Origin of the sequence: Thalassobellus sediminis (assembly GCF_044386045.1) — a bacterium.
Lineage (GTDB): Bacteria > Bacteroidota > Bacteroidia > Flavobacteriales > Flavobacteriaceae > Thalassobellus > Thalassobellus sediminis.
In genome coordinates, this window is sequence record NZ_JBISCD010000040.1 from 1,125,681 (window position 1) to 1,143,192 (window position 17,512).

Sequence of the window (17,512 nt, forward strand, 5' to 3'; positions counted from 1 at the left end):
ATTTTTATATTTGCCAAAGATTACTAAATAGATTTAATGATGATAAAGAATTTTGTTGAAGAATTAACTTGGAGAGGCATGATACATACAGTGATGCCTGGAGCTGAAGAACACTTAATGGAAAGCATGCGAAGTGCTTATGTGGGGTTTGATCCTACAGCCGATTCTTTACATATTGGGAATTTAGTACCTATCATGTTATTAGCGCATTATCAACGTTGTGGACACAGGCCAGTTGCTTTGGTTGGTGGAGCTACAGGAATGATTGGTGATCCTTCAGGAAAATCTAATGAACGTAATTTGTTAGATGAAAAAACGCTTCGTCATAATCAAGAAGCTATAAAAGGGCAGTTAGCACATTTTTTAGATTTTGAAAGCGATGCTGAAAATGCAGCATTATTAGTGAATAATTACGATTGGATGAAAGACTTTTCATTTCTAGAATTTATTCGCGATGTTGGAAAGCATATTACTGTAAACTATATGATGGCGAAAGATTCTGTTAAAAATAGAATTTCATCAGAATCTTCAGAAGGTATGAGTTTTACGGAGTTTACTTATCAGCTTGTTCAAGGTTATGATTTTCTTCATTTATATAAAGAGAAGAATTGCTCTATCCAAATGGGAGGAAGCGACCAATGGGGAAATATTACAACAGGAACAGAACTTATTAGAAGAGTAGGTAGCGGAAAAGGATTTGCAATTACTTGTCCGTTAATTACAAAATCTGACGGTTCTAAATTCGGAAAGTCAGAAGGCGGAAACGTTTGGTTAGACGCTAACAGAACATCGCCTTATAAATTTTACCAATATTGGTTGAATTCTAGTGATGAAGATGCAGAAAAGTATATTAAGATTTTTACTTTTTTAGAAGAAAACACTATTAATGCTTTAATAGAAGAACATAAAGAAGCGCCTCATTTACGTGTTTTGCAAAAGCGTTTAGCTGAAGAGATTACAGTAATGGTTCATTCTAAAGAAGATTTAGATAATGCTATAAAAGCAAGTGCTATTCTTTTTGGAAAATCGACTAGTGATGATTTAAAAGGACTTAATGAGCAAACGTTTTTAGATGTTTTTGATGGCGTACCACAAACTGAAATTGAGCAGTCTGATATTGAAAACGGATTAGATATTATTGCAGCTTTAGCAGAAAAAGGCGGTTTTTTAAAATCGAATGGTGAAGCAAGACGTGCATTAAAAGAAAATTCTATTTCAGTTAATAAAGAAAAAGTAAGAGAAGATTATACTATTGCTTCAAAAGATTTAATCAATAATAAATTTGTATTACTTCAAAGAGGTAAGAAAAATTATTTTGTATTGCGTTTAGTATAAAAAAAATAACGCCTGATTTTTAAGAGAAATCAGGCGTTACACTAACCAACCAACTAAAAATTAATTCTTCTTTTTCTTAGCTATTGGTTTGGTCGTAATGTTTTTTAAAAACTTACAGAAAATATTTTATTTTTTTAATTTTATTTGGTTCCAGTTTTTATCAGCTTTTTTTATTAAAGTGTCGCTGTTTTCTTGTTTCCATAATTCTAAAGTATTTGTGCCCCAAGCATTATAAAACAAATAGAGTTTACCTTTTTTTATTTCAAAGCTTTTTGGGTTTATAGAAACCTTATTAGCTTTTGTAGCTATGGCATAAGCACAATAGCCTCCATATTGTGGAATAAATTTTTCAGGGCTTTCTTTAAATGTATTTAAGTTTTCTTTTGAAACAAATTTATAGTGTACACCATCATGTTTAGTTGTATAGGTTTTGTTTCCTTCTAAGGCTTTATTGTTAAAATAGGCCACAACATCATAACCATTGGCAACAAATCCTTTTTTAGTGTTATAATCTGTAGTTTGTGAAAATGCGACTGAGGAGACTAGTAGTAATAATAGAATAAGACGCTTCATAATTTTTTATAATGAGTCTTAAAATAAATGAGTTACTTACAGAACCATTAAATTACAGCCTCGAATATCTGAATTGTCGAACCTACCAATAACTTCAAAGGCTCTATTTTTATTAACACGACCTAGGTCTTGTGTGGCAATGAAAGAACAAGAATTTATATTAGCTAAATCAATAACATTTATACCGCCAGCTTTTTCTAAGGGATTAATACTTAAAGCATCTTCGGTATCGCGTGTTAATATACGCATCCAGTTAGGGCATTTAAAAACACCATTTCCATTGGAGTATGCTTGACTTAATAGTTCGGTCATACCATATTCGCTATGTATAGCTTCAACACCAAAACCTTGTTTTAGTTGCTGGTGTAATTCATAACGTATCAATTCTTTTCTTCTACCTTTCATACCACCTGTTTCCATAATAATGGTGTTTTTTAGGTTGAATTTATAGGTTTCAACCAAATCTAATAAAGCAAAAGATACACCAATTAAAAGTGCTTTTTTACCTTCAGCATCTAGCTTAATAAGTTTGTCTTTTAACTCAGAAATATTATTTAAATAAAATCCGCTTTCAGGATGTTTAGATTCCTTAATTAAATCGTCTGCCATATATATTAAAGAAGAGCCTTCCCGCTCTAAATAAGAAGGTAATAGAGCTAGAATAACATAATCTTTTATGTTGCCATAAAATTGTTGAAAGCTTTTAGAAAAGCTTTGTTTGTATATGTTTAAATCTGTTACGTGGTGTTTACTTGTTTCGCTTCCAGTAGTTCCTGAGCTAGTAAAGGTTATTTGTACAGATTTATTAGAACTTAAAATGTCTTTGGTCTTAAAAAATTGAATGGGTAAAAATGGGATGTCTTTAATAGTTTTAACATCACTAGGATGTTTGTACAATAAATCGCAAAAAGATCGATACACTTTATTGTTTTTAAATTGATAATTAAAGACTTGTAAAGCCAAATCATTAAATTCGGTTTCGGTCTTAATATTAAATATCGAATTACTTTCTATCATATCAACAAAAATAGATAAAATAAAAAAGCGCCACCAATAGGTAGCGCTCTAAATATTATAAAGTATGATTAAATTATTTAATCACAAGTTTCCGTGTTTCACTAATATTGTTTTCAGTAATTTTTAAAACATAAACACCTTTACTTAGTCTTGAAATGTTTAATTCTTTACCTGTAAGTATTATAGAGAAAATTTGTTTTCCTAGTACGTTAAAAAACTCAACTTTTTTGGTTAAATTCTTTTTAGATGTAATATAGATAAATGTTTTACCATTAGTTACGGGATTAGGGTATATAGATAACTTTTCAATATTTTGCTTTACTGCAGACGTATTGCTAACACTGTTTTGAGAAAATCCTTGAAAGGAAATCAAAAGTGTTAAAGCAAATATTAAAGTAAAAAAGTAGTTTTTCTTCATAGTTTCTATTACGTTATATAAAGGTATAAAAATACAGCAAAAGTGATGCCAAAAAAGTGTTAAAGATTTGTGCTATATGTCGAAACATTAAATCTATGTAAGTTGTTTGTTATCTTAATGTTATTTATCTTAGAGGTTTAAATTAAATCTTGTTATTAGCTTTATCTTTGACTTAAAATTTGGCTAATTACTTTAATTATTTGATAATGAAGTATTCAAATTTAAAGTTTAATTACAGTAAAGGGATGATTAATTAAAAATATTATCTCACCTTAAAAAGTAATAAGTATACAGATGAAAAAAAAGGATATTAAAATATTATTAGTTGATGATGAGCCAGATATTTTAGAAATAGTTGGTTATAATCTATCTAATGAAGGATATCAAGTCATTACTGCCGAAAATGGAGCCGAAGGTGTTAAAAAAGCAAAAAAAGAGCAACCGCATTTAATAATATTAGACGTGATGATGCCAGAAATGGATGGTATTGAAGCTTGTGAATTAATTAGAAAAAATCCAGATTTAAAAAATACCATAGTAACTTTTTTAACTGCTAGAGGTGAAGATTATTCTCAAGTAGCAGGTTTTGATGCTGGTGCAGACGATTATATTACAAAACCAATAAAACCAAAGGTTTTAGTTAGTAAAGTAAAAGCGCTTTTACGTCGTTTTAAAGAAGAAGACGTTGTTGATACGGTAAAAATTGGTTCTCTAGAAATTAATAGAGACGAATATAAAATTACGTCTAAAGGTGTAGAAATTGTGCTTCCTAGAAAAGAATTTGAATTATTATCTTTGTTGGCATCTAAACCAGGAAAAGTGTTTAAACGCGATGAAATTCTTGATGCAGTTTGGGGTAACGAAGTTGTAGTAGGAGGAAGAACTATTGATGTGCATATTCGTAAACTTCGTGAAAAATTAGGTGATGATAGTTTTAAAACAGTAAAAGGAGTGGGCTATAAGTTTGTTGAATAATGCAGACAAAATTTAAAAAATCATATCGGTTTGCAATAAAAACCTCGTTTTATATTACACTATATATAACGCTCTTAATGAGCGTTTTTTTATATTATTTTTTTGAGCTTATATGGTGGATGCCATTTGTTATTTTTATAGCAACCTATTTATTCTCCTTTCTTTTAATTCAATATAGGGTAGAACGTTTTATATACAGACGAGTAAAAAAAATATACGATGATTTAACACTTTTAGAATCTGCCAGCATATCAAAAGGTGCTATAACTACAGATATGCGAACTCTTACCCAAGAAATAGATAGGTTTGCCCGCGTTAAAAAAATTGAAATTGAAACACTTAAAGTACGAGAAAAATATAGAAAAGAGTTTCTGGGGAATGTATCACACGAATTAAAAACGCCTTTATTTACGGTTCAAGGTTATATTTTAACATTGTTAGATGGCGCCATGGATAATAAAAACCTACGAGAAAAATATTTGGAAAGAGCTAGTAAAGGTATTGACAGACTAGGTTATATTATAAAAGACTTAGACATGATAACCAAGCTAGAAGTTGGTGATTTAAGTTTAAATACTGAAAATTTTGATATTATTGAGTTAGTGAAAAGTGTTTTTGAAATGCTAGAAATGAAAGCAAGCAAAAAAAATATTACATTAACTTTTGATATGAATTATGCTGAACCAGTTTTAGTAAAAGCTGATAAAGAGCGGATACAGCAAGTATTAGTGAATTTAATAGTAAATTCATTAAAATATGGAAGAGACAAAGGAACCACCGAAATAAGTATAGAAAACCTAATAAAAAACAAAGTTATTGTTAGGGTAACAGATAATGGAGAAGGTATTGAAAAAGACCATTTACCACGTTTATTTGAACGTTTTTATCGCGTAGATAAAAGTGGATCGCGTAAAGAAGGAGGTTCTGGTTTAGGTTTATCTATTGTAAAACACATTATTGAAGCTCACGACGAAAAAATTTATGTAGAAAGCGAGTATGGTGTGGGTAGCGAGTTTTCATTTACCCTCGAAAAGGCGGAATAATTTTTTAAAATCAGTTTTAAAATCAAAAGCTTTTAAACCTTCGTAAGCATTAACCTCTTTTATTTTACTTAAAGTAAAATCTTCTTGTTTACAGCTTGGTACTAAGCTTAATTCTGTAAGTCGTTTTGCTAAATATTCTTGTTCAAACTGTCCAGGAGTTGGAATAAAAAAGGCTTTTTTGTTAAGTTTCGCTAAATCCATAACTGTTGTATAACCAGATCTCGAAATAACAAAAGCACTTTCGTTTATCGTTTTTTCTAATAATTCTGAAGTCATAAAATTATAGAGAGTTATATTTCCAAGAATTTGGATGCTTTGTTCTTCTTCCATGATGCCTTTAACAAAAACAACGTTGCCTTTATAATTTTTAAATTCTAACAGTAATTTTTCTTCAAGCAAAGTACGTTGTGGTTCAGGGCCAGAAAGTAAAATCATAACATTATTAATAATTGGTGTTTGCTTTTTTTCAAATCGACTTAAAGGACCTATATATTCTAAAGGAATTTCAAAGCTATCAATATGCCCTAATTTGCCGCTTAGGTTAAGTACTCCATCGGTATCTGGAACCCAACAAATATTGAATTTTTTAATAAATTTTTCATGAATTTTAGTGCTAAACCAAGTCGTAGATCCACTTAAAACATTCAATTGGTGTGTAATAAAAACCGAAGGCACTTTTTTGCTATAAACCCCCAATCTATTATCAGAAATAATACCATCAATACCCTTGTTATCAATAATATGTTTTATTGCTTTTTTTTCAGCTTTTATCGCTTTAATAAGCTTAGGAGAATCTTTAATCATTTTTAATTTAAAAAACTTACCATTTTTAGCATAGGTAACATTGTAAGAAGGTAGTTCAACCGATGAAAGATTTGGAAATTCTTTTTTTAAAAGCGAAAGTGCAACACCATCACTAGCAATAACAGGGATGTAATTATTATCAATTAATGCTTTAATAATAGGAATGCATCGAGTTGCATGTCCTAATCCCCAATTTAGAGGTGCTACTAAAATTCTTTTTTTCATTTTTATAGTTATGGCGTGTCCATGCTAAGGCATGGTCGGGCTTTCACAAGTCGCTCTCTGCGAGGAGCTCCAACAATTGTTCAATCCCTCACGCAATTTTTTGGTAATTTCAAAGATAAGGATATAAACACTCTCGTATATTTCCTTAATTTTACCAAATAATTATTATTTCAATAAAATAAAATAATTAAGAAGCTGTGGGAAGTAAAAATAAGCTAAGGAGGTTTAGAGAAAACGAAACTTTTTCTAATGTTATTCAGCCAACAAGAGAAGAATTAGTAGATTCAAATTTCAATTTAAAAGGAAATTGGAGATCAACAGTTTTTAAAAACGATAATCCCTTAGTTTTAGAATTAGGTTGTGGTAAGGGAGAGTATTCTGTCGCATTAGCTCAAAAATATCCAAATAAAAATTTTATTGGTATTGATATAAAAGGAGCACGTTTTTGGCGAGGTGCTAAAACCGCTATTGAAAACAATATACCCAATGTTGCTTTTTTACGTACTCAAATTGAGCTTATCGATCATGCTTTTGGCGAAAATGAAGTAGATGAAATCTGGATTACATTTCCCGATCCGCAAATAAAATATAAACGTACCAAGCACAGAATGACGAATGAGGTGTTTTTAAAACGATACAGAACCATTTTAAAACCAGATGGCGTAGTAAATTTAAAAACCGATAGCGAGTTTATGCATGGCTATACACTTGGTTTGTTACACGGTGCAGGGCATGAAGTGTTATATGCTAATCATAATGTGTATAAACAAGAAGGAAGCCCAGAGGAAGTTACAAGTATTCAAACCTTTTACGAATCGCAATATTTAGAGCAAAACAAACCAATTACGTATATTCGGTTTAAAATTAAATAGGTTTGAATATAACTGTTATCTTTTTTTTAGGGCTCGTTATAGCATTAGTAGGTGTTATTCCACCAGGTTTATTAAATATGACTGCTGCTAAAATTAGTTTAAAAGAAGGGCATGCTAGAGGTGTTGTGTTTTCAATAGGTGTTTGCGTTGTTGTATTGATTCAAACTTATGTTGCGGCCATTTTTGCAAGATATTTAAGTAGCCATTTAGAGATTGTCGATATTCTTCAACGTGTGGCTTTAGTTATTTTCGTTTTAATAACCATCTATTTTTTACTTATAGCTAAAAAAGAATCTAAAGAGCTTGTTGATCCTCAAATAAAAAGCAAGAAAAGTCGTTTTTTTCAAGGGGTCTTTTTGTCTGCAATTAATGTGTTTCCTATTCCTTATCAAGCGTATATGACCATTACTTTGGCATCGTTTGGATGGTTAGATTTTAGTCAAATAAGTATCATCGCATACATTTCAGGAGCCGCCATGGGAACTTTTGTTATGCTTTATGTGTATATGTTCTTTTTTCATAAAATAAAAGATAAACCTATTGCTTCCCAAAAAAGCATGAATTACCTCATTGGAAGTATTACAGGTATTATATCTATAATAACATTGATTAATATTATTAAAGAAATGTAGCCATGCAACAAAAAACATTAAACTTTTTTGATAAGGTTTTTGAAGTTGCAAAACAAATACCTTACGGACGTGTAACAAGCTATGGCGCTATTGCTAAATATTTAGGGGCAGCCAGAAGTGCTCGTATGGTAGGTTATGCTATGAATGGCTCACATAATAAAGATGTACCGGCGCATCGCGTAGTAAATAGAAAGGGTTTGTTAACTGGTAAGCATCATTTTGACGGAACAAACCTTATGCAACAACTTCTAGAAAGCGAAGGTGTAGAAGTTATCGAAAATCAAATTCAAAATTTTGATACTGTTTTTTGGGATCCTTTAAAAGAGTTATAAACTTTAATTTTTAGACAATGATTTAAATCAGTTTATATCATAAAGAAAGCATATATCTTTATCAATCATTTCAATAAATCTGCTTTAAAATATTAACTTTTCAGCGTATATTTGTACTTTAGAACAAATCTAAATTGTTTGCTGAAAGATAGATTTAGCGTGATGATTTTAATTTTGAACAAATAAGAATAAAGATGAAATTAAGTAAGCAAGATATACTCAAAGCTCTTGAGTCTATAACAGTACCTGGTGAAGGACAAAATATGGTTGAAAGTGGTGCTGTAAAAAACGTAGTTACTTTTGGTGATGAGGTTATTGTAGATATTACTATAAAGAATCCTAGCTTACAAGCTAAGAAGCGTACAGAAGTAGATATTTTAAAAACCATACATAATTTGGTTTATGAAAAAGCTAAAATAACAGTAAATGTAAAGGTAGATGCGCCTGCTAAACCAAAAGCAAATGTTATAAAAGGAAACCCTATTCCTGGAATAAAAAATATAGTGGCTGTAGCATCAGGTAAAGGTGGTGTTGGAAAATCTACAGTTACAGCAAATTTAGCAGTTAGTTTAGCTAAAATGGGCTTTAATGTTGGTGTATTAGATGCCGATATTTACGGGCCATCAATTCCTATTATGTTTGATGTTGAGGCAGAAAAACCTTTAGCTGTTAATGTAGAAGGAAAATCTAAAATGAAGCCTGTAGAGAATTACGGTGTTAAAGTATTGTCTATTGGGTTTTTTACACAACCAGATCAAGCGGTTGTGTGGCGTGGGCCTATGGCAGCAAAAGCTTTAAATCAAATGATTTTTGATGCACATTGGGGAGAACTTGATTTTTTACTTTTAGATTTACCTCCAGGAACAGGTGATATTCATTTAAGCATTATGCAATCACTTCCAATAACAGGAGCTGTTGTAGTTAGTACACCTCAAAATGTAGCTTTAGCCGATGCTAAAAAAGGAGTTGCTATGTTTCAACAAGACAGCATTAATGTGCCTGTATTAGGAATTATAGAAAATATGGCATATTTTACACCAGATGAACTTCCTGATAATAAATATTATATATTTGGAAGAGAAGGTGCTAAAAATTTAGCAGAAGATTTACAAGTACCATTTTTAGGAGAAATACCATTGGTACAAAGTATTAGAGAAGCAGGTGATGTTGGTCGTCCAGCAGCCTTACAAACAGCAACGCCGTTAGAGCAAGCTTTTGAAAAAATAACACAAAACGTAGTTCAGGAAGTTGTAAACCGTAACGATGATTTACCACCTACTGAAGCTATAAAAATTACAACTATGGCTGGGTGTTCAGCAGTTAAAAAATAATAAATGACAGCAGAAGAAGTTAGATTAAATGTAGAGAAAGCACTAGAGGAAATTCGTCCGTTTTTACAAAGTGATGGCGGAGATATTTCTCTATTATCTATAGAAGAAAATGATACCTTAGTTAAGGTGCAGTTACAAGGTGCTTGTGTAGGTTGTAGCGTAAATCAAATGACGCTAAAATCTGGTGTGGAAATGACCATTAAAAAGTATGTGCCACAAATAGAGAGCGTTGTTAATATAGTAGCTTAAAAACGCTTTAATTTTTAAAAATAGCTTAGTGCTGATTAACTTAAAAATCATTTGCACTAAAGCAAAATATAATAGAGCTTAGATAATTTTTTCTTTTCTTAAAAAAGTGTCTAAGCTATCTGCAATATCAAAGCAATTATTAACTTTTGAAATCTCATTGCAGTATCTAGAATCTAGATCAAGCGCTTTACAATCAAAACCTGTTAAGCTCACTTTTTCAAATTTTTTATTGATTTTTTTACATTTTTTATAGAGACTTTCTATCGTTTCGTCTTCACTAGTAGCAACTTCATTTTTTAAAAGATACCCTTTTAAATAATTTTCAATAGCATATTGAGAGTTTTTGCAAACTAAATAAGTTACAATATCTTCTTCAGGTTTGTATAGCTCTTTATTAGCTTGATTTAGTTTTTGAGCCGCATTTACAAATAGTTTACTGGCATCATTTTCCATAACAAGTGTGTTTGTAGTTAATATTTATTTATATTTTAATTCCCCATGTTACAGTATGCAACATGGGGAATATTATTTTAGTTAAGAGATCTTTACATATCTCTATAAATTTCTAAACGTTCCCATTTAGAATTTACTTCTTCTTGAGCTTGTTCAAGAAGTTGAGCTCCTAATTCTTCATTTTCTTTTACAACTCTAGTAAAACGTGTTTCATTATACATAAAGTCTTTAAGAGGAATTGAAGGTGCTTTAGAATCTAATCTAAACTTCTTGCCTTGTGGTTTAGAAGGATCGAATCTAAATAATGGCCAGTAGCCACTCTCAACAGCTTTTTCTTGCTGAGAAACCCCTTGAGACAAATCATAACCATGTTCTCCACAATGTGAGTAAGCAATAATTATAGATGTTCCAGGAAATGCTTCTGCTTCTTCAATAGCTTTAAGTGTTTGAAGGTCTTTCGCTCCAATAGCAATTTGAGCTACATACACATTTTCATAAGAAACTGCTTGTAGTGCTAAACTTTTCTTACTGGTAAGTTTTCCTGATACAGAGAATTTTGCGCTGGCTCCTAAAGGTGTTGCTTTTGATGTTTGACCACCTGTATTAGAATATACTTCAGTATCCATTACTAAGATATTGATATTCTCTCCAGATGCTAAGATGTGATCTACACCGCCAAAACCAATATCATAAGCCCAACCATCGCCACCTAAAATCCATACAGATTTTTTACGCAAATACTCTGTAAGATGAGATAGTTTTTTAGCATTCTTATTATCGATACTCGCTAGTTTTTCGTTTAAGATGTCTAGATTTCTGAAATTCTCAGCTTTTTCTATTTCATTACTTTCAGGATTATTAAGAATTGCATCTACTAATTCTGTTCCAACTTCATTTTCAACAGACTTTAATAAGTTTACAGCAATTTCTTGTTTCTTACTTAAAGCCAATCTCATACCTAAACCAAATTCAGCATTATCTTCAAATAGTGAATTTGCCCAAGCAGGACCTCTACCAAATTTATTGGTTGTGTAAGGTGTTGTTGGTAAATTACCACCATATATTGAAGAACATCCTGTAGCATTTGCTATTAAAATACTATCACCATACAGTTGGGTTAGTAATTTAACATATGGAGTTTCTCCACATCCAGAACAAGCGCCAGAGAATTCAAATAAAGGCTCCAAGAATTGAGATCCTTTTACATTTGTAATACGCAATGCTTCTCTATTATAATCTGGTAAATCAATAAAGTAATCCCAGTTTGCATCTTCTACTGTTTCAACTTGCAGTTTTTTATGCATGTTGATAGCTTTAAAGTCTGGATCTTCTTTGCTTACCGCAGGACAAACAGCCACACAAAGGTCGCAACCTGTACAGTCTTGAGGCGATACTTGAAGTACGTAAGACTCTTCATTTTTATTAAAAGGACTTCCTTTTGCAGCAGCCGATTTTAAAGATGCTGGTGCGTTTGATAAGGTTTCATTTGTAACAACTTTTGCTCTAATGGCTGCATGTGGACAAATAACAACACATTTATTACATTGTGTACATAAATCTGCATCATCCCAAACAGGTACAGTATCTGCAATACCACTTTTTTCATATTTTGTAGTTCCTGTAGGGAAGGTTCCGTCAACAGGGAATGCGCTTACAGGTAATTCGTCTCCAAATCCACCTAGTATTTTTTCTAATACTTCAGTTACAAATCCATCAGGAGCATTTGTCATAGCAGTTTCTAAAGGTCTTTCGCTAGAAACCTCTTTTGGATATGCTACTTTTTCAAGATTAGCAAGCGAATTATCAACCGCTGTAAAATTCATCTGAACGATGCTTTCTCCTTTATGAGAATACGATTTTACAATTGCGTCTTTAATTTTTTGAATAGCTTCTTCTTTTGGTAATATACCAGAAATAGCAAAGAAGCATGTTTGTAATACCGTATTTGTACGCTTACCAAGATTAGATTCGGCTGCTACTTTTGTGGCATCAATAACATAGAAATTAATTTCTTTATCAATTAATTCTTTTTGAATTCGCTTAGGTAAGTGCGCCCATATTTCATCTTTAGAATATGGTGAGTTTAATAAGAAGGTGCCGCCATGTTTTAAATCGGCAACCATATTATATTTCTTAACAAACTTATATTGATGACTCGCAATAAAATCTGCTTTATCAATTAAGTATGAAGAGTATATTGGTTTTGGTCCAAAACGCAAGTGAGAAATGGTTTGTGCCCCTGCTTTTTTAGAATCGTACACAAAGTAACCTTGTACAAAGTTATCTGTAGTGTCTCCAATAATTTTAATTGAGTTTTTATTGGCTCCCACAGTACCATCAGATCCTAAACCGTAGAACATACAATTAATAGTATTTCGTTCTATGTTAAAAGTAGTATCAATTGGTAAACTTGTAAAAGTAACATCGTCATTAATACCAACGGTAAAGTGGTTTTTAGGTTTATCATCTAATAATTCATCATAAACACCTTTAACCATTTGAGGTGTAAATTCTTTAGAAGATAATCCGTAACGTCCACCAACAACAAGAGGCATGTCTTTATCACTTTCATTAAATGCTGTAACAACGTCTTGATAAAGAGGTTCGCCAACACTACCAGGTTCTTTAGTTCTATCAAGAACTGCAATTTTTTTAATCGTGTCTGGAATTGCATCAACAAAATGTTTTATTGAGAATGGTCTAAACAAACGAACAAATAATACACCTACTTTTTCTCCGTTATTTATCATAGCTTCAACGGCTTCTCTTGCTGCGCCTTCACCAGAACCCATAAGTATAATTAAACGTTCTGCTTCAGGATGTCCTTCATAATAGAATAAACTATATCTACGACCTGTATGTTCGTAGAATTCATTCATGGTTTCTTCTACAATTTCTGGTACTTTATCGTAAAACGTATTTGCAGCTTCTCTAGCTTGGAAGAATACATCTGGATTTTGAGATGTTCCTCTAATTACAGGACTGTCTGGGTCTAATGATCGACTTCTGTGTTCAGAAATTTTGTCTTCAGGCATCATCGCTTCAATAATATCATCAGTAATTGAATCTATTTTTGAAATTTCATGTGATGTTCTAAATCCGTCAAAAATATTAAGGAAAGGAATTCTAGATTTTAATGTAGCTACTTGCGCAATTAAAGCCATATCATGCGCTTCTTGAACAGAACCACCAAATAACATAGCAAATCCTGTTTGTCTTGCAGCCATAACATCAGAATGGTCTCCAAAGATTGAAAGTGCATGTGTTGCAATAGTTCTTGCAGCTACATGTATTACAGAAGGTAATAATTCACCTGCCATTTTATACATATTAGGAATCATAAGAAGAAGTCCTTGTGAAGCTGTAAAAGTTGTAGTTAAAGCTCCAGCTTGTAATGAACCATGAACGGCTCCAGCAGCACCACCTTCACTTTGCATTTCTACAATTCTTGGAACATTGTCCCAAATATTCTTTTCTCCTTTCGAGCTGTAAACATCTACATGTTCGCCCATAGGAGATGCAGGTGTAATAGGGTAAATTGCACAGACCTCATTGGTTTTATGAGCTACTCTAGCAACAGCCTCATTAGCATCGCAAATTAATTTTGGAAATTTTTTTTTCATAATAATGTTATTATCTTATTTTTAAATAAAATTGTCTTTATAAGGCTTTTTAGTAATGTTTTCTGTGTAAGATGTAATCGATTACTAAAACATTAATATTTTACACAAAAGAAAACCTTTAGTCATTAAAACAACTGGTTAAAATTATGACTAGAATCACATTTAGACTATGATAATTATCATATGATGAATAAATAATTATTAGAAAAGGAAATAAATATGCTTTTTTTTGAAGATAATTCATAAAAAAAGAGGATTTCAAATAGTATGAAACCCTCTTTTTATAAAGTATAATTTTTTTAGTTTGTTGAACGTTTTGAAATTATCACGAAATTAGGGGAGTTAACCTTTAAAATATGGTTTTGTAAAAATTACTCTGCATGTAACCAAGCTTTCTTTTCTAGTAAGGCAGCTTCATTTTCTACATATTTTTCATCTGGAACACAACAGTCAACAGGACATACTGAAGCACATTGTGGTTCATCATGAAATCCTTTACATTCTGTACACTTATCTGGTGCTATAAAATAGAACTCATCAGATAATGGTTCGTTCATTTCATCTGCGTCTACTTCTTCTCCATTTGGAAGTGTAATAGTTCCGCTTAATTCAGTTTCTTCTGAATATGCCCATTCTTGATCGGGCTCATAGATTGCATTATTAGGACATTCAGTAAGGCAAGCGTCACAGTTAATACATTCTTCAGTTATAATAATTGCCATAATATAATTGTATTAGATGCAGTAAAAGTACTTTCCATTTTAGGATCTAAATATGACTTTTGTCACGTTTAAAAATATATTTAATTTTTTTTAAAAGCACAGTAGTATTAAACCAAAGCCGTAAATCCTAAAAAAGCTAAAGATAAAAGTCCTGCAACTAATAAGTTAATAGGAACTCCTTTCATGCCTTCTGGGATGTTAGCAAGTTCTAGCTGTTCTCTAATACTAGCAAAAACAATTAAAGCTAAAGCAAAACCCAACGAGTTTGAAACAGCAAAAAATACAGCTTTTAATAAGCTGCCATTATCTAAACCTAAAGCTAATATGGCAACCCCTAAAACAGCACAGTTAGTTGTAATTAAAGGCAGAAAAACCCCTAATGCTTGATATAACGACGGACTTACTTTTTTAAGCATAATTTCTACCATTTGCACTAAAGCTGCAATAATTAAAATAAACGTAATGGTTCTTAAATAGTTTAATCCGGCAGGCACTAAAACATATTGATGTAATAGATAGGTAACGGTTGTGGCAATCGTCATTACAAATAAAACGGCACCAGACATACCAATAGAGGTTGATACTTTATTAGACACCCCTAAAAACGGGCAGATACCTAAAAATTGTGATAATACAATATTGTTTACAAATACGGCTGCTATAAGTATAATTACATAATCCATATCTTAAATTGTTTTAGAAGTTAGTTTGTTGAAAATAACGGTTAAATATGCCAAAGCAATAAAAGCACCAGGAGGCAAAATAAAGAGAATAAAGGTATTGGCATTTTCTGGTACAAAACTTAACCCAAATAAGCTGCCACTACCAAATATTTCGCGTACAGCACCTAACACAGTTAAGGCTAACACAAAGCCTAATCCCATGCCTAAGGCATCAAGAATAGATGCTAAAACATTGTTTTTAGATGCAAAAGCTTCAGCTCTACCTAGTATTAAACAGTTTACTACAATTAAGGGAATAAAAATACCTAATTGTTCATATAAAAAAGGAATAAAGGCTTCTAAAACCATTTCAACAATAGTTACAAAAGACGCTATAATAATAATGAATGCAGGAATACGAACCTTACTTGGTATTTGAGATTTAACTAATGAAACTACAATGTTAGACATTAATAATACAAACAAAGTAGCAACTCCCATGCCCAAACCATTAAATGCCGATGAGGTAACACCCAGTGTAGGACACATACCTAATAGCATCACAAAAATGGGATTTTCTTTAATAATTCCTTTTAAGAAATTTTGCTTTTGATTTAGTTGTTCAGCCATAATTCTTAATTTTTAGTTTGGTTGATAACACCTAGGTTTTTTACGAAAATATCGTAAGTCATTTTAGCCGATTCACTAAAGGCTCTAGAAGAAATAGTTGCGCCAGTTAGAGCATCAACATCTCCACCATCCTTTTTTACTTTTAAGTTAAAAGTATCAGGGTTTTTATCTCTAAATTGTCTTAAAAACGATTCGTCTTTCATTTTTGTTCCCAATCCAGGGGTTTCTTTTTGTTCTAAAACCGCAATGTTTTTTATAGCGCCATCTGCTTTAAAGCCTACCATGATTTTTACTAAACCACTAAAGCCTTTTTCAGAATAACTAATAACAGCAGCGCCAACAAATTGGTTGTTTTTAAAAGCAGGATAAACTTCAACACTATCTTTGGCAACTGCTGTTTTAATTTTTTTTACATCTTCAACAGGGTTGTTGTCAAATTCTGGTAATACCAGTTTTATAGCATTTACTTTTTTCTCTAATTTAGCCTTTGCTTTTGGGTCAATAGTTAAATCGTTTACAAAGCCTAAGGCGAATCCTGAAATGAGTGTTATCAATAAAAGAGATACCACCATGCTTAGAAATGTTGATTCTTTTTTACTCATAATTACACGATTTTAGATTTTATTTTATTACCAAATCTTCTAGGTTTGAAATATTTATTAATTAATGGCACAAAGGCATTCATTATTAAAATAGCAAACGAAATACCTTCAGGGTAGGCGCCAAAAAGCCGTATTAAAACTGTAATTAACCCAATGCCAATAGCGAAAATAATCATGCCTTTTTTTGTCATAGGACTTGTAACCAGATCGGTTGCCATATAAAAGGCTCCTAAAATGGCACCACCAGATAGTAAATGAATTATTGGGTTGGTATATTGCTCTGCGTTTATAAACCAGAAAATACCGGTTATAACTGCCATAGAAGCTAATAGTGTTACAGGAATATGCCAAGTAATAACTTTTCTAATAATTAAATATAAGCCTCCTAATAGTAAGGTAATTGCCGACATTTCTCCTAAAGAACCTCCTGTAAAACCAAATAACATGTCGATAGCTGAAGGTATTTTAGAACCAATTTCAGTCATTGTTTCTCCATATTGCAAGCCTTCTTTTATAATGCCTAACGGTGTTGCTCCTGTAACAGCGTCTACAAGTGTCGTGTTGTTTTCTATGGCTGTTGGCCACATGGTCATTTGTACTGGGAATGATACGAGTAAAAATACACGACCTACTAAGGCAGGATTAAAAATATTAAAGCCTAAGCCACCAAAGGATAGTTTTGCTACGCCTATAGCAATTAAACTACCAACAATAATCATCCAAATAGGTAAGGTAGCAGGGAGATTGAAAGCTAGTAGAATACCAGTAATTAATGCAGAACCATCGGTAATTGTGACGTCTGTTTTTAAAAGATATTTTTGAATAACATATTCAAACAACATACAGGAAGCAATGGCTACCGATGTTGCTATTAATGCGCTAATTCCAAAAACATATAAAGAAACTAAGAACGCTGGTATTAATGCGATAACCACATCATACATGAGTTTTTTAGACGTTCTATCTGAGTGTACATGCGGAGATGCAGATACAATTATGGGTTGATTGCTCATA

At 31.8% G+C, this 17,512-nt stretch carries 19 protein-coding genes; 8 read left to right on the plus strand and 11 right to left on the minus strand.

Annotation, left to right across the window (positions count from 1 at the left end):
- The first annotated feature begins 39 nt into the window (after positions 1 to 39).
- On the plus strand, positions 40 to 1,335 hold the full coding sequence (gene tyrS / locus ACH5TW_RS11480; protein WP_439337511.1) for a tyrosine--tRNA ligase: 1,296 nt from the start codon (positions 40 to 42) through the stop codon (positions 1,333 to 1,335).
- A gap of 126 nt (positions 1,336 to 1,461) precedes the next feature.
- Here tyrS and ACH5TW_RS11485 read toward each other — a convergent pair whose 3' ends face one another.
- The 3 genes from ACH5TW_RS11485 to ACH5TW_RS11495 form a co-directional block, all read right to left on the minus strand.
- Positions 1,462 to 1,908: a YHS domain-containing (seleno)protein gene (locus ACH5TW_RS11485; protein ID WP_439336648.1), complete on the minus strand. Its 447-nt coding sequence runs from the start codon at positions 1,906 to 1,908 to the stop codon at positions 1,462 to 1,464.
- A 36-nt stretch (positions 1,909 to 1,944) separates the two neighbouring features.
- Positions 1,945 to 2,925, minus strand: a complete 981-nt coding sequence (locus ACH5TW_RS11490) for a LuxE/PaaK family acyltransferase (protein ID WP_439336649.1) — start codon at positions 2,923 to 2,925, stop codon at positions 1,945 to 1,947.
- A 73-nt stretch (positions 2,926 to 2,998) separates the two neighbouring features.
- Positions 2,999 to 3,343, minus strand: coding sequence for a T9SS type A sorting domain-containing protein (locus tag ACH5TW_RS11495; protein ID WP_439336650.1), 345 nt, complete (start codon positions 3,341 to 3,343; stop codon positions 2,999 to 3,001).
- Positions 3,344 to 3,637: 294 nt separating this feature from the next.
- On the opposite strand from ACH5TW_RS11495, the gene ACH5TW_RS11500 reads away from it, so the two are divergent.
- Both ACH5TW_RS11500 and ACH5TW_RS11505 read left to right on the plus strand, forming a co-directional pair.
- On the plus strand, positions 3,638 to 4,318 hold the full coding sequence (locus ACH5TW_RS11500) for a response regulator transcription factor (RefSeq protein WP_439336651.1): 681 nt from the start codon (positions 3,638 to 3,640) through the stop codon (positions 4,316 to 4,318).
- Positions 4,318 to 5,361 (plus strand): sensor histidine kinase, encoded by a 1,044-nt coding sequence (locus ACH5TW_RS11505; RefSeq protein ID WP_439336652.1) that lies wholly within the window; start codon positions 4,318 to 4,320, stop codon positions 5,359 to 5,361. Before ACH5TW_RS11500 ends, ACH5TW_RS11505 begins: the two co-directional genes overlap by 1 nt.
- On the opposite strand, the gene ACH5TW_RS11510 is transcribed toward ACH5TW_RS11505, so the two are convergent.
- A complete protein-coding gene (locus ACH5TW_RS11510) occupies positions 5,335 to 6,390 on the minus strand; it encodes a glycosyltransferase (protein ID WP_439336653.1) in 1,056 nt (351 codons plus the stop codon). The two genes, ACH5TW_RS11505 and ACH5TW_RS11510, sit on opposite strands and share 27 nt — an antisense overlap.
- Before the next feature lie 197 nt (positions 6,391 to 6,587).
- Here ACH5TW_RS11510 and trmB point away from each other — a divergent pair, with 197 nt between their 5' ends.
- From trmB to ACH5TW_RS11535, 5 genes are all read left to right on the plus strand, one after another.
- Positions 6,588 to 7,262, plus strand: coding sequence for a tRNA (guanosine(46)-N7)-methyltransferase TrmB (trmB, locus tag ACH5TW_RS11515; protein WP_439336654.1), 675 nt, complete (start codon positions 6,588 to 6,590; stop codon positions 7,260 to 7,262).
- 2 nt (positions 7,263 to 7,264) lie between these two features.
- A complete protein-coding gene (locus ACH5TW_RS11520; protein ID WP_439336655.1) occupies positions 7,265 to 7,894 on the plus strand; it encodes a lysine transporter LysE in 630 nt (209 codons plus the stop codon).
- Between the two features lie 2 nt (positions 7,895 to 7,896).
- Complete coding sequence (locus tag ACH5TW_RS11525; protein WP_439336656.1) at positions 7,897 to 8,226, plus strand: MGMT family protein; 330 nt, start codon at positions 7,897 to 7,899, stop codon at positions 8,224 to 8,226.
- Between the two features lie 194 nt (positions 8,227 to 8,420).
- A complete protein-coding gene (locus ACH5TW_RS11530; RefSeq protein ID WP_439336657.1) occupies positions 8,421 to 9,557 on the plus strand; it encodes an Mrp/NBP35 family ATP-binding protein in 1,137 nt (378 codons plus the stop codon).
- 3 nt (positions 9,558 to 9,560) lie between these two features.
- Positions 9,561 to 9,806 carry a NifU family protein gene (locus ACH5TW_RS11535; protein ID WP_439336658.1) on the plus strand — a complete coding sequence of 82 codons (246 nt, stop codon included), beginning with the start codon at positions 9,561 to 9,563 and terminating at the stop codon, positions 9,804 to 9,806.
- A gap of 78 nt (positions 9,807 to 9,884) precedes the next feature.
- Here ACH5TW_RS11535 and ACH5TW_RS11540 read toward each other — a convergent pair whose 3' ends face one another.
- The 7 genes from ACH5TW_RS11540 to ACH5TW_RS11570 all read right to left on the minus strand — a co-directional run bounded on the left by ACH5TW_RS11540 (position 9,885) and on the right by ACH5TW_RS11570 (position 17,511).
- Entirely contained in the window at positions 9,885 to 10,259 is a 375-nt protein-coding gene (locus ACH5TW_RS11540) for a HEPN domain-containing protein (RefSeq protein WP_439336659.1), read from the minus strand.
- A gap of 92 nt (positions 10,260 to 10,351) precedes the next feature.
- On the minus strand, positions 10,352 to 13,882 hold the full coding sequence (gene nifJ, locus ACH5TW_RS11545) for a pyruvate:ferredoxin (flavodoxin) oxidoreductase (protein ID WP_439336660.1): 3,531 nt from the start codon (positions 13,880 to 13,882) through the stop codon (positions 10,352 to 10,354).
- Between the two features lie 371 nt (positions 13,883 to 14,253).
- Positions 14,254 to 14,604 carry a 4Fe-4S dicluster domain-containing protein gene (locus ACH5TW_RS11550; RefSeq protein ID WP_439336661.1) on the minus strand — a complete coding sequence of 117 codons (351 nt, stop codon included), beginning with the start codon at positions 14,602 to 14,604 and terminating at the stop codon, positions 14,254 to 14,256.
- A 107-nt stretch (positions 14,605 to 14,711) separates the two neighbouring features.
- Positions 14,712 to 15,287, minus strand: coding sequence for an electron transport complex protein RnfA (locus ACH5TW_RS11555; protein ID WP_439336662.1), 576 nt, complete (start codon positions 15,285 to 15,287; stop codon positions 14,712 to 14,714).
- 3 nt (positions 15,288 to 15,290) lie between these two features.
- Complete coding sequence (locus ACH5TW_RS11560; RefSeq protein ID WP_439336663.1) at positions 15,291 to 15,896, minus strand: RnfABCDGE type electron transport complex subunit E; 606 nt, start codon at positions 15,894 to 15,896, stop codon at positions 15,291 to 15,293.
- A gap of 5 nt (positions 15,897 to 15,901) precedes the next feature.
- A complete protein-coding gene (locus tag ACH5TW_RS11565; RefSeq protein ID WP_439336664.1) occupies positions 15,902 to 16,498 on the minus strand; it encodes an RnfABCDGE type electron transport complex subunit G in 597 nt (198 codons plus the stop codon).
- A 2-nt stretch (positions 16,499 to 16,500) separates the two neighbouring features.
- Positions 16,501 to 17,511 carry an RnfABCDGE type electron transport complex subunit D gene (locus tag ACH5TW_RS11570; RefSeq protein ID WP_439336665.1) on the minus strand — a complete coding sequence of 337 codons (1,011 nt, stop codon included), beginning with the start codon at positions 17,509 to 17,511 and terminating at the stop codon, positions 16,501 to 16,503.
- Position 17,512: the final 1 nt, after the last annotated feature.